Raw genomic sequence first — 24,665 nt, forward strand, 5'->3', positions numbered from 1 at the left:
TCAGCGGATCGGTGGCTTGGGCCCGGTCTCGCCCGGCGCGGCCTGGTTGGCAACGGCGTCGATCACGCGGCTCTTCTCGAAATACACGGTGAAGCCGGGATACACCCAGCGGTTGATGGTCGGCCACTGGCTCTTCTGGCCTCCGCGCGGATCCAGGCGTTGGCTCGGTGCGCCGAAACGCGCCTCGACGTCGGGCATGCTCATGCCGCGGCTCGGCATTGGCGCCGTTGCCTGCTGCTGCACGCGGTCGATGAGCAGGGTGTCGGCGGCGGCACCGCCGGCGGTGGCGAGCAGGGCGGCGGTGGTCAGTGCAAGGAACAGGCGCATGGTGGATTTCCCCGTGGACGCTGCATCGGCTGCAGCCGCAGCGTTTTTAACAGATCGCGCGGGGCACCGGCGCGGGTGGGGCAGCGAACCGGGCGATCGGTCACGCCCACTCGGCCGCCGGAAACGCGGAAGGCCGCATTTCTGCGGCCTTCCGGACGTCCCTCGGCTGCCACCGCGTGCAGGGCACGCGGGACCGCCGCGGTGCGTAACTCAGCGCTGGCGCGCCTTGAAACGCGGGTTGGACTTGCAGATCACGAAGACCTTGCCACGGCGACGAACGACCTTGCAGTCGCGGTGACGGGCCTTCGCCGACTTCAGGGAGGACAGGACCTTCATGACGAACCTCGGAAAATGGTTGGGGCAAACAAGCCGGCAATTCTAGCGGGCACGGGCATCCCGGATCAAGTACCTGCGGGGCGACGTCGTTCGACCGGTCTAGAATGGCGCCCCCTCACGGAGTCCGCCATGACCGAAGCCGCCATTCCCGTCCTGACCATCGATGGCCCCTCGGGCTCGGGCAAGGGCACGATCAGTCGCCTGGTGGCCGGACGCCTGGGTTGGCATTACCTCGACTCCGGCGCCCTCTATCGCGCAGTGGGGGTGGCCGCGGGTTGGGCCGACCTGGACCTCGGCGACGCCGGGACCCTGGTGCGCTGCGCCTTCGACACCGAGATCGGCTTCCGTGACGACGATGCGGGCGAGCTGCGGGTGCTGGTCAACGGCCACGATGCCACCGATGAGCTGCGTACGGAGACGGCCGGCGCGGCGGCTTCGGCCATTGCCGCCATTCCCGAGGTGCGTTCGGCGCTCAAGGAGCGCCAGCGGGTCTTCCGCCGCGCCCCTGGCCTGGTCGCGGACGGCCGTGACATGGGCACCGTGATCTTCCCTGATGCCTGGCCCAAGGTGTTCCTGACCGCAAGCGCCGAGGAACGCGCCGAAAGGCGCTATAAACAGTTGAAGGACAAGGGGGTTTCCGTTACATTGGATGGTCTGCTGCGGGAGATTCTGGCCCGCGACGCGCGCGATGCCAGCCGCGCGGTGGCACCGCTGCGACCGGCCGAAGACGCCGTCCGCATCGATACCACCGGCCTGGGCATCGGCGCCGTGGTCGAACGCGTCCTGGCCCTCCTGCCCGGCCGCGCGGCCTGAAGCCCCTGCAGCAGACTGCCCCGCGCGACATCCGTCGTGCGGATTTTCCTTTCCAACCAGCACTCACGGCAAGGCGCAATCCCGCGCACGCCGACAACGGGTGGACCGGCCACACGCGCTTCCTGGCGCTGCCCGGTCTGTTTCATCAACAGAGTAATTTTCCAATGACCGAATCATTCGCAGAACTGTTCGAAGCCAGCCAGGCGAACCTCGCCAAGCTGAAGCCGGGCTCGATCGTCACCGGCACCGTGATCCAGGTGCGCACCGACGTCGTCGTCATCAACGCCGGCCTCAAGTCCGAAGGCATCGTGCCGATCGAACAGTTCCGTAACGACGCCGGCGAGATCGACGTCGCCGAGGGCGACATCGTCAAGGTCGCGCTCGATTCCCTCGAGAACGGCTTCGGCGAGACCGTGCTGTCGCGCGAGAAGGCCAAGCGCGCCATGGTGTGGGACGAGCTCGAGGAAGCCCTCGAGAAGAACGAGACCGTCACCGGCAAGATCAGCGGCAAGGTCAAGGGCGGCTTCACCGTCGACATCAAGGACGTCCGCGCGTTCCTGCCCGGTTCGCTGGTCGATGTGCGCCCCGTGCGCGACCCGGTGTACCTGGAAGGCAAGGAACTCGAGTTCAAGCTCATCAAGCTCGACCGCAAGCGCAACAACGTGGTCGTCTCCCGCCGTGCGGTGGTCGAGAGCGAGCATTCGGAAGAGCGCGAGCAGCTGATGGAGAAGCTGGTCGAGGGCGCCGTGCTGAAGGGCGTCGTCAAGAACCTGACCGACTACGGTGCGTTCGTCGACCTCGGCGGCATCGACGGCCTGCTGCATATCACCGACATGGCCTGGAAGCGCGTGCGCCATCCGTCCGAAGTCGTGGAAGTGGGCGCAGAGCTGGATGTGCGCGTGCTCAAGTACGACAAGGAGCGCAACCGCGTCAGCCTGGGCCTCAAGCAGCTGGGCGAGGATCCGTGGGACAACATCGCCCGCCGCTACCCGTCCAACACCCGCGTGTTCGGCAAGGTCTCCAACGTCACCGATTACGGCGCGTTCGTCGAGATCGAGCCGGGCGTCGAGGGCCTGGTGCACGTGTCCGAGATGGACTGGACCAACAAGAACGTCAACCCGCAGAAGGTCGTGCAGGTCGGTGACGACATCGAGGTCATGGTGCTCGACGTCGACGAAGAGCGTCGCCGCATCTCTCTGGGCATCAAGCAGGTCACGTCCAACCCGTGGGAGACCTTCGCGGCCATCCACAAGAAGGGCGACAAGGTCGACGGCCAGATCAAGTCGATCACCGACTTCGGCATCTTCATCGGCCTGGACGGCGGCATCGACGGCCTGATCCACCTGTCCGACATGAGCTGGAACACCAGCGGCGAAGACGTGGCGCGCGAGCTGAAGAAGGGCGACACGCTGGAGGCCGTGGTGCTGGCGGTGGACCCGGAGCGCGAGCGCATCAGCCTGGGCGTCAAGCAGCTCGAGCAGGATCCGTTCGGCCAGTTCATGGCGGCGCACCCGCGCGGCACCAAGGTCACCGGCACCGTCAAGGAAGTCGATGCCAAGGGCGCGGTTGTCGAGATCGCCGACGGCGTGGAAGGCTACGTGGCCGCGCGCGACATCTCGGACGAGCGCATCGACGACGCCAGCCAGCACCTGAAGGTGGGCGACACGATCGAAGCCAAGTTCACCGGCATGGATCGCAAGGGCCGCACGCTGCAGCTCTCGATCCGCGCCAAGGACGAAGCCGAAGTGGCCGACACCCTGGCCGAGTACAACCGTGCGGCGGCGGAAGCCTCCAGCGGTACCACCAAGCTGGGCGCGCTGCTGCGCGAGCAGCTGGGCGGCAAGTCCGAGTAAGGACCGCGGCATCCGGGCGGCCTGGCGCAAGCCAGGCCGCTCCGGCTGTCCGGAGCCAGCCACTGCACCATGACCAAGTCCGAACTCATCGAAATCCTCGCCCAGCGCCAGGGGCACCTCAAGGCCGACGACGTCGACCTCGCGGTGAAAACGCTGCTGGAGATGATGGGTGGCGCGCTCGCCGACGGCGATCGCATCGAAGTCCGCGGTTTTGGCAGTTTTTCGCTGCATTACCGTCCGCCCCGCACGGGGCGCAACCCGAAGACCGGCGAGGCCGTTGCGCTGCCGGGCAAGCACGTTCCCCATTTCAAGCCGGGCAAGGAACTGCGCGAACGCGTCAGCGACGTCATGCCGCTGCCCGTCGACGACTGAACGCTCCAGCTGACTGCGGGGCCCGGGCCGGCTAAGCTAGCCGCCCATGCGCCCCATCCGCATTCTCATCGCCATGCTGTGCCTCGTTGCCGGGGTCGCGGTGGGTGCTCTCAATCCCCAGGTGGTCGAAGTCGATCTCGGCCTGGCAATCCTGCGGCCGACGCTTGGCCTGGCATTGCTGGCGAGCCTCCTGCTTGGCGCCATCGCCGGCGGGATGGCGATCATGGCCTCGGTCCTGTTGCCGCTGCGCCAGCGCCGGCGCAGCGAGGCGGCCCGCCCACGCGCCACGGACGCGAACTGACATGGCCTTCATCACCGAGTGGTTCTGGTTCTTCCTGCTCCTGCCAATCGCGGCGCTCAGCGGCTGGGTCATCGGCCGCCGCGGTGGCGAGCGCCACAGCGACAGCCAGGTCAGCAAGCTCTCCACCACCTACTTCCGCGGCCTGAACTACCTGCTCAACGAGCAGCCGGACAAGGCCATCGAACTCTTCCTGCATATCGCGGAGCTCGACAAGGAAACCTTCGAGACCCAGGTTGCGCTCGGCCACCTGTTCCGTCGCCGCGGTGAAGTCGACCGCGCGATCCGCCTGCACCAGGGCCTGGTGCAGCGCCCCGACCTCAACGACCAGCAGAAGGTGCAGGCACTGCTGGCGCTGGGCGAAGACTATATGCGTTCGGGCCTGCTCGACCGTGCTGAAACGGTGTTCACCGAGCTGGCCGCCATCGACCAGCGCGCGCCGCAGGCGCTCAAGCATCTGATCGGCATCTACCAGGCCGAGCGCGACTGGCCCAAGGCGATCGAGAACGCCACCCGTTACGAGCAGGTGACCGGCGAGCCGATGGGCAAGCTGGTGGGCCAGTTCGAATGCGAGCTCGCCGAACGCCTGCGCGCGGCCGGTGATCGCGAGGCCGCGCGCGCCGCGGTGGCGCGCGCCTATGCCGCGGATTCCGGCTCGGTGCGCGCCGGCATGCTCGAGGGCCGCCTGGAACTCGACGCCGGCAACGATGCCGCAGCGATCCGCGCCTACGAACGCGCGGCGCGCCACGATCCCGACTTCCTCCCCGAGATCCTGCCGCCGCTGCGCTCGGCCTACGACCGCGTCGGCGATTCGCCTGGCGCCCGCGCCTTCCTGACCGAGATGAGCGAGCACTACCGCGGTGTCGCGCCGGTGCTTGCGCTGACGCGCCTGGTGGAAGCGGAGGAGGGGGTGTCGGCGGCCCGACGCTTCCTGGCCCAGCAGCTCAAGGACCGGCCCTCGGTCCGCGGCGAGGCGGCGCTCATCGACCTGACGCTCGCCGAAGGCGGCAACGAGGCCGCGACCCTGCACGAACTGCGGCACATCACCGACCAGCTGCTGGTCCGCAACCCCGCCTATCGCTGCAACCGCTGCGGTTTCGGCGCGCGCAGCCACCACTGGCAGTGCCCCTCCTGCAAGGAATGGGGCAGCATCAAGCCGCTGCTGAACTACGCAGTGGTCTGAGCCCCATGGCCGGCATCGACTGGATCCGTGCGCTGCCCTGGCTGGCGGGCGTGGTGGGTGTGGCTGGGGCAGGGGCCTGGCTGGCCCGCTGGCACGCACTCCGCCTCGGCCTGCTCGACCAGCCGGGCGAGCGTCGCAGCCACGACGTGCCCACGCCGCGTGGTGGCGGGATCGGGATCGCCGTGGCATGGGCGCTGGCCTGCGGCGCGTTCTTCCTTGGCGGAATCCTGCCCGGCACCCTCGCCCTGGCGGCCGTGCTTGGCGTCGCGCTGGTGGGTACTGCAGGTTACGTCGATGACCACCGCCCGCTCTCCGCCTGGTGGCGCCTGGTGGCGCATGTGGCCGCGGGCGTTGTGCTGGCGGCGGGACTCCTCGGCGCCGGCGCCGCGCCGTGGTTGGCGCTGCTGGCGCTGGCCGGCGTGCCGGTCATGGTCAACGTCTGGAACTTCATGGACGGCATCAACGGGCTGGCCGCCAGCCAGGCGGCACTGGCCGCCCTGGGCTTCGCGCTGCTGTCGGGGTTGTCCCCGGCAGCGCTGCCAGCACTCGCCTTGGCCGCTGCATGCCTGGGCTTCCTGCCGTTCAACTTCCCGCGCGCGAGGATCTTCCTTGGCGACGTGGGCAGCGGCGTGCTGGGCTTCGCGCTGACCGTGCTCGGGGCCCTGCTATTGCTTCAGGACCCGCCGGAAGGCGGCACCGGCCTGCTCCCGCTGCTCTTCCTGCCGGTCTCCGCATTCCTCATTGACGCGGCCTTGACGCTGGGTGGGCGCATCGTCCGCCGCGAGCGCTGGTGGGCCGCCCATGTGGGGCACGCCTACCAGCGCTTGGCCGCGGGGTTCGGGTCGCACGTGCCGGTGACGCTTGCCTATGGAGGGTGGACCCTGGCAGCCATCGCCTTGGCCTGTGCGGTCAACGGGCAGGGTCTAACGGCTAGAATGGCCGCCGCCGGGAGCTGCGGCGCCGTTGGAGCATTGGCTTGGCGCATCATCACGAGCAACTGGCCCCCACCAGACAGGAAGTGCGAGTAGATGATCAGCCTGAGTGACCGGATCCGGAACGGCCTGCCGCGCGCGGCAGTGATCGTGCACGATCTGTTCATGGTGTGGGCGGCGTGGGCCGGACTCAACTATTTCCGGCATTCGACCCTGGATACCACGGCCAGCGCGGCGCTGCTGTCGCCGGAGATGCTGCTGATCCTGATCGTGCAGGGCCTGATCTTCTGGCAGGTCGGTCTGTACCGCGGCGTCTGGCGCTTCGCCAGCATCCCCGACCTCGTGAACATCGTGAAGGCCAGCCTGTTCGGGCTGCTCGCCATCCTGCCCCTGCTGTTCTTCGTGTTCGACCGCGCCGGGCAGGTGCCACGCACGGTGATGCTGGCCTATCCGGTCGTGCTGTCCGCGTTGCTGGGCATGCCGCGCCTGCTGTACCGCGCATGGAAGGACCACGGCAACGAGCGGACCGACAAGTCCGCGCTGCGGGTGCTGATCCTGGGTGCCGGGCAGGCGGGCGAAGCGCTGGTCCGCGACCTGCGACGGGTCGGCGCCTACCAGCCCGTCGGCTTCCTCGACGATGCAGCGAAGCTGCGTGGCAGCTACCTTCAGGGCCTGCCGGTGCTGGGCCGGATCGAGGACGTCAGCCGCATCGCACCGGAAACCGCCGCCAAGCTGCTGGTGATCGCGATGCCCTCGCTGGATGCGACGGAGATGCGGCGCGTGGTCGCGGCCTGCGAGCGCACCGGCCTGCCGTTCCGCACGGTGCCCCGGCTCAACGATCTGCTCGAAGGCCGATCGCTGCCCGGCGAATTGAAGGAAGTCGCGATCGAGGATCTGCTTGGCCGCAAGCCGGTCACCCCCGACTGGAAGGCCATCCGCGGCTGGCTGGGCGGACGCAGCGTGCTGGTTACCGGCGCGGGCGGTTCGATCGGTGCGGAGCTGTGCCGCCAGTGCGCGCGCCACGGTGCCCAGCAGATCACCCTGATCGAGATCGATGAGCTGGCCCTGGCCACGACCCAGGGCGAGCTGCGTCGCGACTTCCCACAGATCGAATGCGTGCCGGTGCTCGGCGACTGTGGCGATCCGGCGGTCATCCGGCACGCGCTGTCGCTGTCGCAGCCCGAAGCGATCTTCCACGCGGCGGCGTACAAGCAGGTGCCGGTGCTCGAATCCCAGCTGCGCGAGGCCGTACGCAACAACGTGCTGGCCACCGCCACCGTGGCCCGCGAGGCACGCGCCGCGGGCGTCGGCACCTTCGTGCTGATTTCCACCGACAAGGCCGTCGATCCGGTGAACGTGCTCGGAGCGACCAAGCGCCTGGCGGAGATGATCTGCCAGGCGATGACGGGGCCCGAGGACACCCGGTTCGTGACGGTGCGCTTTGGCAACGTGCTCGACTCCGCCGGAAGCGTGGTGCCCCTGTTCCGTGCCCAGATCCGCCAGGGCGGGCCGGTGACGGTCACCGACCCGGAGGTCACCCGCTACTTCATGACCATCCCGGAGGCCTGCCAGCTGATCCTGCAGGCGGTCGCGATAGGCTCGCTGCAGGCCGTCTATACCCTCGACATGGGCGAGCCGGTGTCGATCCGACTCCTCGCGGAGCAGATGATCACGCTGGCCGGAAAGCAGCCCGGCCGCGACATCGCCATCGTCTACACCGGCCTGCGTCCCGGCGAGAAGCTGCACGAGACCCTCTTCCACGCCGACGAGCGCTACCGGCCCACGTCGCACCCGAAGATCCTGCAGGCCGATGCGCGCAGCGTGTCAGCGGAGCGGATCGAATTCGCGATCGCCCGGATGCGCGAGGCGGTCGCCGGCTACGACCTGGACACCCTGGGACTGGTGCTCCGGGAATCGGTGCCCGAGTTCGCGCCCCTGGAGGCGTACAAGACCCCCGAGGCCGCCACCGTGGTCGCCTTCCCAGCGAGGAACGCACGCAGGACATGACACGCATCCGCAAGGCCGTATTTCCCGTCGCCGGACTCGGCACCCGTTTCCTGCCGGTCACCAAGAGCGTTCCCAAGGAGATGCTGCCGATCGTCGACCGGCCGCTCATCCAGTACGCCGTCGACGAGGCGATCGATGCCGGCTGCGACACCCTGGTCTTCATCACCAACCGCTACAAGCACGCGGTGGCCGACTACTTCGACAAGGCCTACGAACTCGAGCAGAAGCTCGAGGCGGCGGGCAAGGATGAACTGCTCGAGGTGGTGCGCAACGTGCTGCCGCGGGGCGTGCGCGCAGTCTTCGTGACCCAGGCCGAGGCGCTGGGTCTGGGGCACGCAGTGCTGTGTGCGAAACCGGTCGTGGGCAACGAGCCCTTCGCGGTGATCCTCCCCGACGACCTGATCTGGAACAAGGGCCCCGGCGCGCTGCGGCAGATGGCCGACGTGGCCGAGTCCACGGGTGCCAGCGTGATCGCCACCCAGGCGGTCCCGCATGAACAGGTGTCGAGCTACGGCATCGTGGCCACCGACGCATTCAGCGACCGCCGTGGCCGTATCACGGCGATGGTCGAGAAGCCGGCGCCTGCCGATGCCCCCAGCAACCTGGCCGTGGTCGGGCGCTACGTGCTCTCGCCGCGGATCTTCGACCTGCTCGAGACCACGCGACCCGGCGCGGGAGGCGAGATCCAGCTCACCGACGCGATCTCGGCACTGCTGGCCGAGGAGCCGGTGCTCGCATACCGATTCCAGGGCACGCGCTTCGACTGCGGCACCCATATCGGCCTCATCGAGGCCACGATCCGCTACGCCCTGGACCACGAGAAGCTGAGCGAAGCGGCCCAGGGCTTCATGCGCGAGGCCCTGGCCGAGCTCGGTGTGGTGGATTCATGACCGCCTCCTGCCAGATGGGTGACATCAGCCGGAAGGCAGGGGTATATTCGTTCGGTCAGGAGGGGGACGGTAAGTGTGCCCCGCATCGCTTGACACACATCACCTAGGGAGAGACCGCTTCATGAAGCTTGCAACAACTATTGCGGGCCTGACGCTCGCCGTCGCAGCCGCTTACAGCATCCCCGCCACTGCGCAGGAATACCACGCGAACTCGTCGCAGCCGGCTGCACGCTGCCAGAGCGCGCTGCCCGTGTTCGACACCCTGATCCGCAAGCGTCCGCTCGCGGTCCAGAACGAGGGCGACGCAGCCACCTTCATCACCTGCGCCTTCGCGTTCGACGGTGCTGCGGCTCTCAACAATTCGGCGATCCTGCTGGATACGTATTTCTCCAACTTCAGCGGCGCCGACGCCGAGGTCTCCTGCACCGCAGTGACCGGCTACGCCGGCGGCGAAAACGAGTACGTTTCGTTCTCGGTCGTGGTCCCCAACGAAAGCGCCGATCCGGAAGAGGGCAACCTGTTCTGGTACGACACGGACTTCGAAGCTGGTGGCATGGAATACAGCCTGATCGCGATCAGCTGCAACCTCCCGGCGGGCGTCGGCATCAACGACACCTACATCTGGTGGGAAGGTGCCGGCCCGGTCTGATCATCGACCGTCGCGGCTTTAGTTGCATCAAGGGTGCCGGGAGACCGGCACCCTTTTTTTGGCCTCCGGGAAATGCACCGTTGCCGTGCCCGAGCATGCGGTTGCATGATGTGGCGGTGCGCATGGCGCACCTGCCCCTCGCCGGCGGGCCGACGGACAGACACGACTGAACCAGGTAATCCCAGAACATGAAACCAAGCAACAGGATCCCCCTCGTCGTCGCGACGGTCGTGGTGCTGGCCGTGGTGGCAGGCACCTTCGTCCTTCGCGGCCGCGACAAGGCCACGCTGGACGATGCCAACGTGGCCGCGCAGGACGCCCCGGCAGACGCGGCCATCGCGCCGCCACCGGCCCCTCCCGTCTCCCCCGGCGACGCCGGCCGCGGCCAGTCGGCCGAAGACCTGCGCGGTGACCACGTCGCGCGCCGCGCGCAGATGCGGCGCGACCACGAGGCGCGTATCAGCGAGCTGCGCGAACAGTCGGCGCAGCGCTATGCAAGCGAGCAGGTGGACCCGGCCTGGGCGCCGCAGAAGGAAAGCGAACTCAAGGACGTGGCCAACCAGCCGGGATTCGAAGTCGCCGGGGCCCAGCCCAGGAGCCTCAGCATCGACTGCCGCAGCAGCATGTGCCGGATCAACGGCGAGTTTGAAAGCAATGGCAAGGCCGAGGACTGGATCCTCGTCTACATGTCGAGCGTGGGCAGTTCGATGCCCAACTCCGTGGTGTCGCGTAAACGCAATCCCGACGGCAGCATGGGCGTGGAGATCTACGGCCGCGCACGCTGAGCGTGGCGAAAGACGCGACTGCCGCAGTGCGCCGCGGCAGGCAGGGAAGGGGACGCCGTGGCGTCCCCTTCGCCGTTACAGGGCTTCGAATATCCCGGCGGCGCCCATGCCGGTACCGATGCACATGGTGACCATGCCGTACTTCTGCTGGCGACGGCGCATGCCATGGACGATGGTCGCGGTGCGCACCGCGCCGGTTGCGCCCAGTGGATGGCCCAGAGCGATCGCGCCGCCCAGCGGATTGACCTTGTCGGGATCCAGGCCCGAGTCACGGATGACGGCCAGGGCCTGGGCCGCGAAGGCCTCGTTGAGCTCGATCCAGTCAAGCTGGTCCTTCGTGAGTCCGGCCTGCTTGAGCGCCTTCGGGATCGCGGCGATCGGGCCGATGCCCATCACTTCCGGACGCACGCCGGCGACCGAGAACGAGACGAAGCGCGCCAGCGGCGTCAGGCCGTAGTCCTTGATCGCCTGCTCGGAAGCCACCAGCACGGCACCCGCGCCGTCGCTCATCTGCGATGAGTTGCCCGCGGTGACCGAACCTCCGAACTGCCCGTTGCGGAACACCGTGCGCAGCTTCGCCAGGCCTTCGATCGAAGTGTCGGCACGCGGGCCTTCATCGTGCTCGACCAGCAGCTTCTTCAGGCGCACGGCGTTGCCGCCCAGGTCGGGCTGGCGGGAGACCACTTCCAGCGCCGAGATCTCGTCGCGGAACTCGCCGGCCTTCTGCGCAGCCAGCGCCTTCTGGTGCGAGGCGAGGGCGAAGGCGTCCTGGTCCTCGCGCGAGACCTTCCACTCCTCGGCCACCTTCTCCGCGGTGATGCCCATGCCGTAGGCGATGGCGACGTGGTCGTCGCGGAACACGGCCGGGGACAGCGCGACCTTGTTGCCCATCATCGGCACCATGCTCATGCTCTCGGTGCCGCCGGCCAGCACCAGGTCGGCATTGCCCAGGCGGATCTGGTCCGCGGCCAGGGCCACGGCCTGCAGGCCGGAGGAGCAGAACCGGTTGATGGTCTGCGCGGCCACCGTGTCGGGCAGGCCGGCCAGCAGCACGCCGATGCGCGCCACGTTCATGCCCTGCTCGCCCTCGGGCATGGCGCAGCCGATGATTGCATCGTCGATGCGGTTGACGTCGATGCCCGGTGCCTGCGCGACCACGGCCTTCAGCACGTGGGCCAGCATGTCATCGGGCCGGGTGTTGCGGAACACGCCCTTGGGCGCCTTGCCCACCGGGGTGCGGGTGGCGGCGACGATGTAGGCGTCCTGGATCTGCTTGCTCATTGGGTTGTCCTCTTGTCGTCGGTCGCGTCAGTTGCGCAGCGGCTTGCCGGTCTTGAGCATGTGCGCGATACGCGCCTGCGTCTTCTCCTGCTGCGCGAGCTCCACGAAGTGCTGGCGCTCCAGGCGCAGCAGCCACTCCTCGTCGACCAGGGCATTGCGGTCGACGTCGCCGCCGCTGACGACGGTGGCGATGCGGGTGGCGATCTCGTAGTCGTATTCGCTGATGAAGCGGCCTTCGAGCATGTTCTCCAGCAGCATGCGGAAGGTGGCGATGCCCACGTCGCCGACCACGCGCACGCGTCGCGCCGGCATCGGCGGGCGGTAGCCGGCATCGGCCAGTGCGCGCGCCTGGACACGGGCCACGTGCAGCATCTCGTGGGCGTTGAACACCACCTGGTCGCCGGCGCGCAGCAGGCCGAGCTCCTTCGCCTCCATCGCGGAGGCGGAGACCTTGGCCATCGCCACCGTTTCGAACACGCCCTTCAGCTCGGCGAACACGTCACCGTTCGCGCCCGCGGCGTCGGAGGCGCGTACCGCCAGCTCCTTCAGCCCGCCGCCGGCCGGCAGCAGGCCCACGCCAGCCTCGACCAGGCCGATGTAGCTCTCGAGATGCGCGACCGTTCGCGCCGAGTGCATCTGAAACTCGCAGCCGCCGCCCAGCGCCAGGCCGCGCACCGCGGACACCACCGGCACCAGCGAGTACTTGATCCGCTGGCTGGTCGCCTGGAAGTTGGCGACCATCGCCTCGAACGCGTCCGCCTTCCCGGCCTGTAGCAGGCCCAGGGCGCCGGCGAGATCGGCACCGGCGGAGAAGGGCTCCTTCGGCTGCCAGATCACCAGGCCGGCAAAGTCGCGTTCGGCGCGTGCAACCGCTTCCTGCAGGCCGTCCAGCACATGGTCGGAGACGGTGTGCATCTTGGTCTTGAACGAGGCCACGGCGATGTCGTCGCCGTCGGTCCACATGCGGATGCCGTCGTTCTCGAATACCGTCTCACCCTTGGAGAACGTCTCTCCAAGCAGCGGGTCCGGGAAGCGCTGGCGCTTGTAGACGGGCAGGGCGGAGCGGGGCAGGCGGGCGTTCTTGCCGGGGCTGTAGCTGCCTTCGGCCGAGTGCACGCCGTCGCGGCCGTCGAACACCCAGTCGGGCAGCGGCGCGTTGCTCATGGCGCGACCGGCGACGATGTCGTCGGCGATCCATTGCGCCACCTGCTTCCAGCCGGCGGCCTGCCAGGTCTCGAACGGTCCGAGCGACCAGCCGTAGCCCCAGCGGATGGCGAGGTCGACGTCGCGCGCGGTCTCGGCGATGTCGGCCAGGTGGTAGGCGGAGTAGTGGAACAGGTCGCGGAACACCGCCCACAGGAATTTCGCCTGCGGGTGGTCGCTTGCGCGCAGGGCCGCGAACTTCGCCACCGGATCCTTCGTCTTCAGGATCTCGACGACCTCGTCGGCGGCCTTGCGGTCGGCGGGGCGATAGTCCTGCTTCTCCAGGTCCAGGACCATGATGTCCTTGCCGACCTTGCGGAAGATGCCGGCGCCGGCCTTCTGGCCCAGCGCGCCCTTCTCCACCAGGCCCGCAAGCCACTTCGGCGATTTGAAGTACTTGTGCCAGGGGTCGTCGGGCAGGGTGTCGGCCATGGTCTTGATGACGTGGGCCATGGTGTCCAGGCCGACCACGTCGGACGTGCGGTAGGTCGCCGACTTCGGCCGCCCGGCGAGGGGGCCGGTCAGCGCATCGACCTCGTCGAAGCCCAGGCCGGTTTCGGCCGTGTGGTGGATGGTGGCCAGGATCGAGAACACGCCGATGCGGTTGCCGATGAAGTTCGGCGTGTCGCGGGCATAGACCACGCCCTTGCCCAGCGTCGTGGTCAGGAAGGTCTCGAGCCCCTTCAGCACCGCCTTGTCGGTGGTGCGCGCCGGGATCAGTTCGGCAAGGTGCATGTAACGCGGCGGATTGAAGAAGTGCACGCCGCAGAAGCGCGAGCGCAGCTTTTCCGGCAGCACCTCGGCCAGCTTGTTGATGCCCAGGCCCGAGGTGTTGCTCGCCAGCACGGCGTGGTCGGCCACGAAGGGCGCGATCTTCTCATAGAGGTCCTGCTTCCAGTCCATGCGCTCGGCGATGGCCTCGATCACGAGGTCGCAGTCCTTGAGCCGCTTCAGTCCCAGCTCGTAGTTGGCGGGCGTGATGGCCGCGGCCAGCGACTTCGAGGCCAGCGGCGCGGGGCTGAGCTTGCCGAGGTTGGCGATCGCGCGATTGACGATGCCGTTGGGCTCGCCCTCCTTGGCCGGGAGGTCGAACAGCACGGTGTCGACGCCGGCATTGGTGAGTTGGGCAGCGATCTGGGCTCCCATCACACCGGCGCCGAGGACTGCGGCGCGGCGCACAAGCAGTTTCTCAGACATGTTTTGTAACTCCTTGGTACATAAAGTTATTCAGCTCTTGATCCCGGCGGACGTGAAGCGGATCAGCTCTTCCGCCGCGCGCTTGCGGTGGGCGATCTCGCTGACCCCGGCGGGTCGCTTGATCAGTCCGAAATCGGACATGGCATAGGTCAGGGCGCCGGAAAGGAAGTCCAGCCGCCAATACAGCTGCTCCTTGTCCAGGTGGGGCACGCATTCGCCGATGGCACGCGCGAACTCGCGCGGCACGTGGCCGTATTGCTCCGACAGGAACTTGCGCAGCCCGTCATTCTTCTCGGCATAGGCGCGGGCGATCACCCGGATGAAGGCCACGCCGCCCTGGCGGTCGCGGGCCAGCGCCAGGGCCGGCTCGACGAAGGCGGACAACACCGACTCCAGCTCCCCCGGATGGTTCCTGCGGGCCTGTTCCAGCATCGTCAGCCGCTGCCCGCTCATCTCGTCCATGCGCCGGCGGAAGACCTCGTTGATGAGGTTCTCCTTGCTTCCGAAGTGGTAGTTGACCGCAGCGATATTGACGTCGGCGCGGCCGGTCACCTGGCGCAGGGATGTGCCGCCGAAGCCGTGCTGGGCGAACAGCTCTTCGGCGGCGCCGAGGATCCGGTCCTTGGTCGAAAACTGGTTGCTTGCCATGGGGCGGTGCGGCCTGCCTGAATCAAACGCTTGTTTGGATACTAGGGGCAGGCGCGGTCGCCGGTCAACGACGAGTCATTGCAAAAACCCGTGCAGGCAGCGTGTTCGATCCGTTAGAATTACTCCAGCCTTGTCGGCTAAACCCGCGCCCCGGCGTGGGTTTTTCTGTTACCTTGGGCGCCGTGCCCTGGATGGCCGGCCCCGCAATCCGGAGAATCCCATGGCGCTGGAGCGCACCCTGTCCATCATCAAGCCCGATGCCGTCGCCAAGAACGTCATCGGCGAAATCTATTCCCGTTTCGAAAAGGCCGGCCTGAAAATCGCCGCCTCGAAGATGAAGCACCTGTCGCGCGCCGAGGCCGAAGGCTTCTACGCCGTGCACCGCGAGCGTCCGTTCTTCAACGCCCTGGTCGAGTTCATGATCAGCGGTCCGGTGATGATCCAGGTCCTCGAGGGCGAGGGCGCTGTCCTCAAGCACCGCGACCTGATGGGTGCGACCAACCCGAAGGACGCCGCGCCGGGCACGATCCGCGCCGACTTCGCCGACTCGATCGACGCCAACGCCGTGCATGGCTCCGACGCCGCCGAGACCGCCGCCGTCGAAATCGCGTACTTCTTCCCCTCGACCGACGTCTACACGCGTTGATTTTTTTGCCACGGATTGACGCGGATAAACGCGCTCTTGATCCGCGTCATCCGTGGCAAATGCTCTTGACCTTCTGAAGGCCCGTGACCGAAGCAACCCCCAAGCAGAACCTCCTTGACCTCGATCGCGCGGGGCTGGAACAGTTTTTCGCCGACCAGCTCGGCGAGAAGCGTTTCCGTGCGCACCAGGTGATGAAGTGGATCCACCATCGCCACGTCACGGATTTCGACGAGATGACGGACCTCGGCAAGGCGCTGCGCGCCAAGCTGCAGGAGCGCGCGGAAGTGATCGTGCCGCAGGTGCATTTCGACAAACCTTCGACCGACGGCACCCACAAGTGGCTGCTGGGCATGGATGGCAAGAACGCCATCGAGACCGTCTACATCCCCGACAAGGGGCGCGGCACGCTGTGCGTCTCCTCGCAGGTGGGCTGCGCGCTCAACTGCACCTTCTGCTCCACCGCGACCCAGGGCTTCAACCGCAACCTGTCGACCGCCGAGATCATCGGCCAGGTCTGGGTGGCGGCGAAGCACCTCGGCAATATCCCCCACAAGCAGCGCCGCCTGACCAACGTGGTGATGATGGGAATGGGCGAGCCGCTGGCGAATTTCGACAACGTCGTGCGCGCCATGAGCGTGATGCGCGACGACCTGGGCTACGGACTGGCCAACAAGCGCGTGACGCTGTCGACCGCCGGCATGGTGCCGATGATCGACCGCCTGGCGGAAGAGAGCGACGTGTCGCTGGCGGTCTCGCTGCATGCACCCAACGATGCGCTGCGTACCACGTTGGTGCCGCTCAACAAGAAGTACCCGATTGCCGAACTCATGGCCGCCTGCGTGCGCTATGCGCTGCGCAAGAAGGGCGAGTCGGTGACGTTCGAATACACCTTGATGAAGGACGTCAACGACCAGCCGGAGCACGCGCTCGAACTGGTCCAGCTGCTGCGCGCCTTCGATCGCGCGGTACAGATGAAGGACGCCGCCAAGATCAACCTGATCCCGTTCAACCCGTTCCCGGGCACGCGCTACGCGCGCCCCGACGAGGCGGTGATCCGGACTTTTCAGAAACTGCTCAACAGCGCCGGCATGATCGCGCCGGTGCGCCGCACCCGCGGCGACGATATCGATGCCGCCTGCGGGCAATTGAAGGGCCAGGTCGCCGACCGCACCCGGCGCCAGGCCGACTTCCGCCGGACCCTCGAGGCGGGCGGGGAGGGGAGCAATGCGCGGGCGTGACCTCATGGTGGTGTCGATGGTGGCGTCCGCGGTCTTCGCCACGGGCTGTTCGCGGATGACGTTCATCAAGCCCAGCGCCGCGCGTGGTGATTCGGAACAGGTCGCTGCGACCTATGACTTCAGCGGCGGCGACAGCCGCGCCGGTAGCGTGCATGTCCACCTGCTGCGCGGCGAGCAGGCCCTGAACCAGGGCCGAGCGGCGGACGCCGAGGCCGAGGCCCGCAAGGCGCTGAAGATCGACGATCGCAGCGAACTCGCCCACACCCTGCTGGCCCTGGCGCTCGAACGGCAAGGTCGCGCGGGGACCGCCGGGGAGCACTACCGGAAGGCTGCCGAGCTGGCGCCGGCGTCCGGTCCCGCGCTCAACAACTACGGCGGCTGGCTCTGCCTCAACGGTCGCGCGGACGAATCGTTGGCGTGGTTCGACCGCGCGCTGGCCGACCGCAGCTACGCCCACCCGGCCTCGGCGCTGGCCAATGCCGGCGCCTGCGCCGCGGACGGAGGGCAGCCGGGCCGGGCCGAACGCGACCTGCGTGCCGCGCTCGGGCTGGACCCGGTGAATACCGTTGCACTTGAAGCGCTGGCGCGGCATCTTTACGGGCAAGGGGAGTACTTCGAGGCGCGCGCGTTTTCCCAGCGCCGCCTCGATGCGGGTCGGTCCACGCCCGCCGCGTTACTACTTGCGTCACAGATCGAGGAAAAGCTCGGCGACAAGGCTGCCGCCGCTCGTTATGTTCAGCGTTTGCGGACGGAATTTCCGCAAACGCAGGCAGTGCTGCCCGGGGACAGCAGTTCACGATGATGCCGCCAGACCAGAATACGACCGATGCCAACCAAGGCTGCGGCCAACGCCTTCGCGCGGCACGTGAAGCCGCGGGCCTGTCCGTGCAGGACGTCGCCACGCGCCTGAAAATGCCGGTGCGCGTGGTGGAATCGCTGGAAGCCGAGGACTGGAGTCGCCTGGGCGCACCGGTCTTCATCCGGGGCCAGCTGCGCAGCTACGGGCGCCTGCTGGGCCTGGTCACCGACACGGTGCACATCGCATCCGGGATCGCTCCGATCCGCCCGGCCGAGCTCACCCCGCGTACCTATGTTCCGCGGATGCGGATCATTGCCGAACAGTCGGCTCGCCGGCTGGTCTACGTGGTGATCACCGCCGCCATTGCCCTGCCGGTCTGGTTCGGTACCCAGCCGCACCTGACGCAGCAGGACACCGTATCGGGCTCGCTCGACGTGCCCGCCGACATTCCCGGTGCGGCGGTCGTACAAGGCCCCCGCGCGCCCACGCCGCTGGTGGCCTCGATGGCTCCGGTCGCGCAGCGGCCCGCACTCGTCGTTCCGCCGCCGGCCTCCGGGCTGGAGTTGCGGCTTGGCGACGACAGCTGGATCGAGATCACCGCCCCGGACGGCAGCGTGGTGGAGCAGACCCTGCTGCGCGCCGGCACCGTGCGCGCCTTCGGCTCGGGCGAGGTGGGCGGCGTCGTGCTGGGCAACGCCGGCTCCGTGGAAGTGCGCCGCAACGGCGTCGAACTGGACATTTCCCCATACCTGCGGGCGAACGTCGCCCGCTTTACGGTATCCTCTGACGGTTCGCTGGCGCCCCCAGGGCACTGAGCCCGGCGCAGCGGCTGCGGCGGCCCGGACCGGGCCCGGCGCATGAAACCGGCGGCCCGTTCGCGGGCCGTTCCCATTCCGGTGTCCGCCCGCCCCACGGCGGCGCGGCGCCCAGCATGATCGGAAGAACATGGCAGTAGACGAGTTGCTCGACGAGCACGAACAGGGCGAACGCGTACGCGAATGGATCCGCCAGAACGCCGTCGGGGTCATTGCAGGCATCGCCATCGCGCTGGCCCTGGTCTATGGCTACGGAAAGTGGCAGGACCACCTCCAGGCCAAGCGCGTCGCCACCGGCGAAACCTACGCGGCGATCAACGAAAGCATCGCCGCAGGCGAGCTTGACCAGGCGCGGGCGCTGGCCGAAAGCGCCGGGCTCGACGACGGCATCTACGGCACCCTGGTCGCGCTCGATCTCGCGTCCGCCCAGGTCACGGCCGGTGACACCGACGCCGCCATCGCCACGCTGTCCGCGATCGGCGCCGGCGAGTCGACGCTGTCGGCCGTGGTTGCGCGCCGGCTTGCCGTGCTGCTGGTCGATGCCGGCAGGACCGACGAGGCCTTGGCCGCGCTTGGCGACGCCGACGACGCCGGCAGTCTCGAGGTCCGTGGTGATGCGGAACACGCCGCGGGACGCCTGGAGCAGGCGCGCGACGCCTATGCCAGGGCCCTTGCCGTACTCGACGAGGCCGCCGTGACCCAGCGCCACCTGCTCGAGATCAAGCTCATCGACGCCGGCGGCACGCCCGACCGCAGCGAGGAACAGGCCCCATGACCGTTGCACAGCCCATCCGTCAGCCCCGCCACGCACGTATTGCGGGGAGGGCGCTGCTGGTCCTCGCCTGCATTGCCATGGCCACAGGCTGCAGCACCATGCGCGGCTGGTTCGGGAACGACGACGACAAGGCCGACACCGAGCCAGCCAAGCTCGTCGATTTCCAGTCCTCGGCCACGCCCGCGCGCGCGTGGACGGCGAGCGCCGGCAAGGGCGACGGCAATACCGGCGTCGCCCAGGCGCCATACATCGCCGATGGCCAGGTCTATGCCGCCTCGGTGAAGGGCGGTGTCCGCGCCTTCGACCTGCAGAGCGGACGCAGCCTGTGGCACCACGCCTCCGATCTCCGCCTGTCCGGCGGACCGGGCGCCGGCGACGGCCTCGTGGTCGCGGGTTCGCTCGATGGCGATGTCGTCGCGCTTGATGCCGCCACCGGCGCCCAGCGCTGGACGGCCAAGGTTACCAACGAAGTGATCGCCCGCCCGGCGGTGGGCCAGGGCCTGGTGGTCGTACGCTCCAACGACGGCCGGGTCACCGCCCTCGATGCCGCCAGCGGCGAGCGCCGCTGGTTCTGGGTGCGCGACCTGCCGTCACTGACCGTGCGCGGCAACGCCGCGGTCACCCTCGCACCGGGCTTGGCGTTCGTCGGTACCGACGAGGGCAACCTGGTCGCCCTGTCGTTGACCGACGGACGCGTGCTGTGGGAACAGCCCGTCGGCATGGCTGACGGCCGCACCGAGCTCGAGCGCATGGCCGATGTCGACGGCGCACCCGTGGTCGATGGTGGCGTGGTGATCGCCAGCAGCTACAAGGGCAGCACGGTGGCCTTCGAAGGCCCATCCGGGCGACCGCTGTGGGCCGCCGAAAGCGGCGGCGTCGGTGGCGTCGGCGTGGCCAGCGACCGCGTGGTGGTCAGTGACGCCGCGGGCACGGTCTGGAGCATCGACAAATACGTGGGTACCTCCTATTGGCAGCAGCCGGCGCTCGCGCGTCGCGGCCTGGCCCCGGCCGCCGTCCACGGCGACTATGCGGTGGTCGGTGATCTCGACGGCTACCTGCACTGGATGCGCCTGTCGGATGGCGAGTTTGCAGCGCGCACCCGTGCCAGCCGTTCGGCGATCGCCGGACGACCGGCGGTGGCCGACGGCATCCTCGTGGTCCAGGATGTCGACGGTGACCTGAGCGCCTGGCGCATCGACTGACCTGGCCCAACGCATGCTTCCCCTGGTCGCCCTGGTCGGCCGCCCCAACGTGGGCAAGTCGACCCTCTTCAACGCGCTGACGCGGACGCGCGACGCCCTGGTCCACGACCAGCCCGGCGTCACGCGCGATCGCCATTACGGCGTGTGCCGCATCGACGACGGGCGCCCGTTCGCGCTGGTGGATACCGGCGGCATCGCCGACGGCGGCGTGCACCTGGTCACGGGCGACCTGGCCGGCGCCACCGCGCGCCAGGCCCGCGCCGGCGCCGACGAGGCCGACCTCGTACTGTTCGTGGTCGATGGCCGCGAAGGGCCGTCGGCGGTCGATGACGAGATCCTGGCGTGGCTGCGCAAGGCAGCCCGCCCGACGTTCCTGGTGGTCAACAAGACCGACGGGATCGACGCGCGCGAAGCGCTCGCGGAATTCGCGCGCTATGGCCTCAAGGACGTCATCGCGGTGTCGTCCGCGCACCGGCAGGGCATCGACGACCTGGTCGACGAGATCCGCGCGCAGCTGCCGGAGCAGGGCAGCACCGAGGCGCTCGACAACGACCCGGACCGCATCCGGGTGGCGTTCGTCGGCCGGCCCAACGTCGGCAAGTCGACGCTGGTCAACCGCATCCTCGGCGAGGAGCGGATGATCGCATCCGAAGTCGCGGGCACCACCCGCGATTCGATCTCCGCCGACCTCGAGCGCGACGGCCGCCTGTACCGGCTGGTCGATACCGCCGGCATCCGCCGCAAGTCACGGGTCGACGAAGCGGTGGAGACGTTCTCGATCATCAAGACCCTGCAGTCGATCGAGCAGTGCCAGGTCGCTGTGGTCATGATCGACGCCCAGGAGGGCGTGACCGACCAGGACGCGAGCGTGCTCGGCGCCGTGCTCGACGCCGGTCGCGCACTGGTGATCTCGGTCAACAAATGGGACGGGCTGGACACCTACCAGCGCGAACAGGTGGAAGCCCTGCTGTCGCGCAAGCTGGCCTTCGTGCCCTGGGCCGAGGCCGTGCGCATCAGTGCGCTGCACGGTTCCGGCCTGCGCGAGCTGTTCCGCGCGATCCATCGTGCCCACGGCTCGGCCACCAAGAGCTTCAGCACGGCCGAAGTGACCCGCGCCATCGAGATCGCGGTGGAAACCAATCCGCCGCCGGTGGTGCGCGGCCACGCCGCCAAGCTGCGCTTCGCGCATCCCGGTGGCGAAAGCCCGCCGACGATCATCGTCCACGGCACGCGCCTGCGCACGCTCACCGACAGCTACCGCCGCTATCTCGAGAATTTCTTCCGGAAGCGCTTCAAGCTGGTCGGCACGCCCGTGCGCTTCGTGTTCAAGGAAGGCGACAACCCGTACAAGGACAAGAAAAACGTCCTCAGCGAGCGCCAGGTCGCCAAGAAGAAACGCTTGATCCGGCACTCCAAGCGCGGCAGGTGAACGCCGCGGCGACCACCCTCGGTCTGCTGGCCGGGGGACGCGCCATCCGTCTGGGAGGCCTGGACAAGGCCTGGATGGAGAAGGGTGGTGAGCCGCAGGTGCTGCGCCTGGCTGCGCGCGTGCGGGGCGAAGTCGACGCCGTGCTGGTATCGGCCAACCGCGACCTTGAACGCTACGCCAGCCACGGGCTGACCGCGGTGGCGGATCGCCGGCCGGGCCTCGGCCCGCTGGGTGGGCTCGATGCCTTGGCGTGGGCCTGCACGACGCCGTGGCTGCTGACGCTGCCGGTCGACCTGGTCTCGATCAACGACTGCCTGTTGCGCAGCCTGCGTGCCGCTGGCGGCAACGGTGCCTGGGCCGAGGACGACGACGGCCGGCAGCCGCTGGTGGCGCTGTGGCGGACATCGGCGCTGCGCGCGGTCCTGCCGGCCGCGCTGGATTCCGGCGACCTGTCCGTGCAGGCGCTGCAGGCGCGGCTGGATATGGTGGGGGTCCGCTTCGCGGGGCTGCGCTTCGGCAATCTCAATACGCCGGGCGATCTCGCTGCCGCGGGCCTCGATCCGGGCTGAACACTGCTTTCCCGGGCCGTCGCCGCGCAGGCGCCTGCCATGGCGTAACGTAGACCGCAATCGGGGCAAGCCGCAGTCGGCAGGAGTCTTGCGGTGCAAGATAATCGTGGCATGGCGATCATCGAAATCACGCCGCGCGAAGCACAGCGCCGCATGGAGACCTCCGGGGCCGTGCTCGTCGACGTGCGCGAAGAACACGAGCGCGAACTCGGCATGGCGGAAGGCGCGCGCGGCATCGCCCGCGACGAGCTGGAGGGGGACGCGGAGTTCCACTTCCACGACCGCGGCGCCGAGCTGATGCTCATCTGCCAGAGCGGTGGCCGCTCGATGCTGGCCGCCGAGGTGCTGCAGCGCCAGGGCTACCGCAATGTGTGTTCGATCCGCGGCGGCACCCTGCGCTGGGCGGCGGAGGGCCTGCCGATGGCGCGGCCGGAACCGCCAGCGCAGCCGCGCGACCAGGACTTCCACGAACGCTACTCGCGCCACCTGCTGTTGCCCGAGATCGGCATGCGCGGGCAGAAGCGGCTGGCCATGGCGCGGATCCTCATGCTCGGTGCCGGCGGCCTGGGCTCGCCGGCGGCGTTCTACCTCGCCGCGGCCGGGGTGGGCGAACTGCGCATCGCCGACGACGACGTGGTCGAACGCAGCAACCTGCAGCGCCAGATCCTGCACACCGACGCCGACATCGGCATGCGCAAGGTGGACTCCGCCGAGGTGCGCCTGTCCGCGCTCAACCCGCGGATGAAGATCGACGCGGTCGCGGAGCGGGTGACCTCGGCCAACGTCGAGCGCCTGCTCGAGGGCGTGGACGTCGTGGTCGACGGTGCCGACAACTTCCCCGTGCGCTACCTGCTCAACGATGCCTGCGTGCATCTCGGCATCCCGTTGGTCTACGGCGCGGTGCACCGGTTCGACGGCCAGGTCAGCGTGTTCGACGCCGGACGCCACCGCGGCGTGGCGCCTTGCTACCGCTGCCTGTTCCCGGAGCCGCCGCCGGCGGAGGCCGCGCCCAACTGCAGCGAGGCCGGGGTGCTGGGCGTGCTCCCGGGCGTGGTCGGCATGCTGCAGGCCACCGAGGCGCTGAAGCTGCTGTTGCACGTGGGCGAGCCGCTGCGCGGGCGGCTGCTGCACTACGACGCGATGGGCATGCGTTTCCGCGAAACACGGCTGACGCCGGACCCGGACTGCGCGGTGTGCGCGCCGGGCACCGCATTCCCGGGATATATCGACTACGAGGCGTTCTGCGCAGGTTGATCCGCTCCAGCGGCCGCGTGATCGCGGCTTCCACCGGGCTGCGATACGCTCGCCGGCACGACCGGGGAGCAATGCCATGGCGAATCCACTGCACGTGCGGGCCTGTCTTGTCGTTTGCCTGCTGGGCTCCTGGCTTGCGCCGGGAGCGCCCGCGATGGCCGCGGATTCCTGTCCGCTGCTGCGCGCGCAGCAGTCGGCACCGGAGGCGGCCACCCGGATAGCCGCTGCCGCCTGCGAAGAACACCAGGCCTGGTTCCGGCCCTTCATCGGTGGCGACGGTGGCCTTGCGGGTTCGGTCGTGCGCGAGGCTGAAAGCGCGCGCCTGGCCAACGGCCAGCCGGCCTGGCTGCGGGTCACCGACTACTGGAAAGGCAGCGGCCTGCTGTGGCAGGTGATGCAGCGCCCGGGCGCGTCCGACTGCGTGCACGCCGGCGAGCAACTGGCGGCGCCAGCCTGCCGCGCCTTCGTGGTCGACACGCCCTGGTCGGCCGCCTTCGTGTCGTGGGTGATGCGCCGCGCCGCGGTTCCGGGCTTCCGCGCCTCGGCCAGCCATGTCGACTACGTGCGCGACGCCTACCGCAACCCGGAAGGCAGCCCCTACCGCATCGCCGATCCGCGCGCGGCGCGCCCATCCCTGGGGGACCTGCTTTGCTACGTGCGGGTGCCCGGGCGCAGCTACGGCTTCGGTGGCCTGGCGACCCTGCTCAGCTCGGACAGCGGCGGGCTGGGCATGCATTGCGACATCGTGGTGTCGGCCGGGGAGGGCGGTGACCGCGTGGCACGGCTGGTTGGCGGCAACGTGCTCGACGGCGTGACCATGCGCATCCTCCCGCTGACCGCCGGAGGCCATTTCGAGGATCTCCCGCTGCGGCAACCGGAAGGGCTGCAGTGCAGTCCCGATGCCCCGCAGGCCTGCAATGCCAATCGCCAGGACTGGGCGGCGCTGCTGCAGCTGCGGCCCCAGGCTGAACTGGCCCGACTGGCGCCGGCGCCGCCGTTGCAGGGGCCCGCGACGGCGCCCGCCGCGCCCCGATGCTGCGTCTACTGCGTGCTCGGTTCGGGAATTCCCCGCTGCCCGGCAGGGGCGTCGCAACCGCAGGCGGACGGGTCGCAGCCGGTGCGATGAGGCGTGGCGGCAGCGCCGTCGGCTCGCGCGGGCAGGGC

General features: G+C 68.8%; 25 protein-coding genes. 20 read left to right on the plus strand and 5 right to left on the minus strand.

The window, feature by feature from the left end; all coding sequences use genetic code 11:
• Positions 1–327 carry a hypothetical protein gene (locus tag ACW5F0_RS02475; protein ID WP_456964446.1) on the minus strand — a complete coding sequence of 109 codons (327 nt, stop codon included), beginning with the start codon at positions 325–327 and terminating at the stop codon, positions 1–3.
• Between the two features lie 210 nt (positions 328–537).
• Positions 538–663 (minus strand): type B 50S ribosomal protein L36, encoded by a 126-nt coding sequence (gene ykgO / locus ACW5F0_RS02480; RefSeq protein WP_010342887.1) that lies wholly within the window; start codon positions 661–663, stop codon positions 538–540.
• Positions 664–792: 129 nt separating this feature from the next.
• Between ykgO and cmk the strand changes: the two genes are divergently transcribed.
• The 10 genes from cmk (at position 793) to ACW5F0_RS02530 (ending at position 10,445) form a co-directional block, all read left to right on the plus strand.
• Entirely contained in the window at positions 793–1,476 is a 684-nt protein-coding gene (cmk, locus tag ACW5F0_RS02485; protein ID WP_456998956.1) for a (d)CMP kinase, read from the plus strand.
• A 164-nt stretch (positions 1,477–1,640) separates the two neighbouring features.
• A complete protein-coding gene (gene rpsA, locus ACW5F0_RS02490) occupies positions 1,641–3,329 on the plus strand; it encodes a 30S ribosomal protein S1 (protein ID WP_456964448.1) in 1,689 nt (562 codons plus the stop codon).
• A gap of 69 nt (positions 3,330–3,398) precedes the next feature.
• A complete protein-coding gene (locus tag ACW5F0_RS02495; RefSeq protein ID WP_132986146.1) occupies positions 3,399–3,701 on the plus strand; it encodes an integration host factor subunit beta in 303 nt (100 codons plus the stop codon).
• A 46-nt stretch (positions 3,702–3,747) separates the two neighbouring features.
• Positions 3,748–4,002 carry a lipopolysaccharide assembly protein LapA domain-containing protein gene (locus ACW5F0_RS02500; RefSeq protein WP_456964449.1) on the plus strand — a complete coding sequence of 85 codons (255 nt, stop codon included), beginning with the start codon at positions 3,748–3,750 and terminating at the stop codon, positions 4,000–4,002.
• Position 4,003: 1 nt separating this feature from the next.
• A complete protein-coding gene (gene lapB, locus ACW5F0_RS02505; RefSeq protein WP_456964450.1) occupies positions 4,004–5,182 on the plus strand; it encodes a lipopolysaccharide assembly protein LapB in 1,179 nt (392 codons plus the stop codon).
• 5 nt (positions 5,183–5,187) lie between these two features.
• Entirely contained in the window at positions 5,188–6,210 is a 1,023-nt protein-coding gene (locus tag ACW5F0_RS02510) for an MraY family glycosyltransferase (protein WP_456998957.1), read from the plus strand.
• Positions 6,211–8,121: a polysaccharide biosynthesis protein gene (locus ACW5F0_RS02515; RefSeq protein ID WP_456964452.1), complete on the plus strand. Its 1,911-nt coding sequence runs from the start codon at positions 6,211–6,213 to the stop codon at positions 8,119–8,121. It abuts the gene before it with no gap.
• The gene (gene galU, locus ACW5F0_RS02520; RefSeq protein WP_456964453.1) at positions 8,118–9,011 is read left to right on the plus strand and encodes a UTP--glucose-1-phosphate uridylyltransferase GalU; all 894 of its coding nucleotides are present in this window, start codon (positions 8,118–8,120) and stop codon (positions 9,009–9,011) included. The genes ACW5F0_RS02515 and galU overlap by 4 nt, the downstream gene beginning before the upstream one ends.
• A 121-nt stretch (positions 9,012–9,132) precedes the next feature.
• Positions 9,133–9,660 (plus strand): hypothetical protein, encoded by a 528-nt coding sequence (locus ACW5F0_RS02525; protein ID WP_456964454.1) that lies wholly within the window; start codon positions 9,133–9,135, stop codon positions 9,658–9,660.
• Between the two features lie 188 nt (positions 9,661–9,848).
• The gene (locus ACW5F0_RS02530) at positions 9,849–10,445 is read left to right on the plus strand and encodes a hypothetical protein (RefSeq protein ID WP_456964455.1); all 597 of its coding nucleotides are present in this window, start codon (positions 9,849–9,851) and stop codon (positions 10,443–10,445) included.
• Positions 10,446–10,520: 75 nt separating this feature from the next.
• Here ACW5F0_RS02530 and ACW5F0_RS02535 read toward each other — a convergent pair whose 3' ends face one another.
• The 3 genes from ACW5F0_RS02535 to ACW5F0_RS02545 are packed head-to-tail and all read right to left on the minus strand — an operon-like array spanning position 10,521 to position 14,774.
• Complete coding sequence (locus ACW5F0_RS02535) at positions 10,521–11,726, minus strand: acetyl-CoA C-acyltransferase (protein ID WP_456964456.1); 1,206 nt, start codon at positions 11,724–11,726, stop codon at positions 10,521–10,523.
• A 27-nt stretch (positions 11,727–11,753) separates the two neighbouring features.
• Positions 11,754–14,126, minus strand: a complete 2,373-nt coding sequence (locus tag ACW5F0_RS02540; protein WP_456964457.1) for a 3-hydroxyacyl-CoA dehydrogenase/enoyl-CoA hydratase family protein — start codon at positions 14,124–14,126, stop codon at positions 11,754–11,756.
• 30 nt (positions 14,127–14,156) lie between these two features.
• Positions 14,157–14,774, minus strand: coding sequence for a TetR/AcrR family transcriptional regulator (locus ACW5F0_RS02545; protein ID WP_456964458.1), 618 nt, complete (start codon positions 14,772–14,774; stop codon positions 14,157–14,159).
• A gap of 220 nt (positions 14,775–14,994) precedes the next feature.
• Between ACW5F0_RS02545 and ndk the strand changes: the two genes are divergently transcribed.
• The 10 genes from ndk (at position 14,995) to ACW5F0_RS02595 (ending at position 24,627) form a co-directional block, all read left to right on the plus strand.
• A complete protein-coding gene (gene ndk / locus ACW5F0_RS02550) occupies positions 14,995–15,420 on the plus strand; it encodes a nucleoside-diphosphate kinase (protein ID WP_456964459.1) in 426 nt (141 codons plus the stop codon).
• Between the two features lie 83 nt (positions 15,421–15,503).
• On the plus strand, positions 15,504–16,658 hold the full coding sequence (gene rlmN / locus ACW5F0_RS02555) for a 23S rRNA (adenine(2503)-C(2))-methyltransferase RlmN (protein WP_456964460.1): 1,155 nt from the start codon (positions 15,504–15,506) through the stop codon (positions 16,656–16,658).
• 10 nt (positions 16,659–16,668) lie between these two features.
• Positions 16,669–17,460: a type IV pilus biogenesis/stability protein PilW gene (pilW, locus tag ACW5F0_RS02560; RefSeq protein ID WP_456965249.1), complete on the plus strand. Its 792-nt coding sequence runs from the start codon at positions 16,669–16,671 to the stop codon at positions 17,458–17,460.
• Positions 17,457–18,272 (plus strand): helix-turn-helix domain-containing protein, encoded by an 816-nt coding sequence (locus ACW5F0_RS02565; protein ID WP_456964461.1) that lies wholly within the window; start codon positions 17,457–17,459, stop codon positions 18,270–18,272. Before pilW ends, ACW5F0_RS02565 begins: the two co-directional genes overlap by 4 nt.
• Positions 18,273–18,402: 130 nt before the next feature.
• Positions 18,403–19,047 carry a YfgM family protein gene (locus tag ACW5F0_RS02570; protein ID WP_456964462.1) on the plus strand — a complete coding sequence of 215 codons (645 nt, stop codon included), beginning with the start codon at positions 18,403–18,405 and terminating at the stop codon, positions 19,045–19,047.
• On the plus strand, positions 19,044–20,249 hold the full coding sequence (bamB, locus tag ACW5F0_RS02575; protein ID WP_456964463.1) for an outer membrane protein assembly factor BamB: 1,206 nt from the start codon (positions 19,044–19,046) through the stop codon (positions 20,247–20,249). The genes ACW5F0_RS02570 and bamB overlap by 4 nt, the downstream gene beginning before the upstream one ends.
• Positions 20,250–20,262: 13 nt before the next feature.
• A complete protein-coding gene (der, locus tag ACW5F0_RS02580) occupies positions 20,263–21,678 on the plus strand; it encodes a ribosome biogenesis GTPase Der (protein WP_456964464.1) in 1,416 nt (471 codons plus the stop codon).
• Positions 21,675–22,247: a molybdenum cofactor guanylyltransferase gene (gene mobA / locus ACW5F0_RS02585; RefSeq protein ID WP_456964465.1), complete on the plus strand. Its 573-nt coding sequence runs from the start codon at positions 21,675–21,677 to the stop codon at positions 22,245–22,247. Before der ends, mobA begins: the two co-directional genes overlap by 4 nt.
• Before the next feature lie 111 nt (positions 22,248–22,358).
• The gene (gene moeB, locus ACW5F0_RS02590; RefSeq protein ID WP_456998958.1) at positions 22,359–23,501 is read left to right on the plus strand and encodes a molybdopterin-synthase adenylyltransferase MoeB; all 1,143 of its coding nucleotides are present in this window, start codon (positions 22,359–22,361) and stop codon (positions 23,499–23,501) included.
• 76 nt (positions 23,502–23,577) lie between these two features.
• Positions 23,578–24,627, plus strand: coding sequence for a DUF2272 domain-containing protein (locus tag ACW5F0_RS02595; RefSeq protein ID WP_456964467.1), 1,050 nt, complete (start codon positions 23,578–23,580; stop codon positions 24,625–24,627).
• Positions 24,628–24,665 lie beyond the last annotated feature (38 nt).

This window comes from Luteimonas sp. A534 (genome assembly GCF_054072805.1).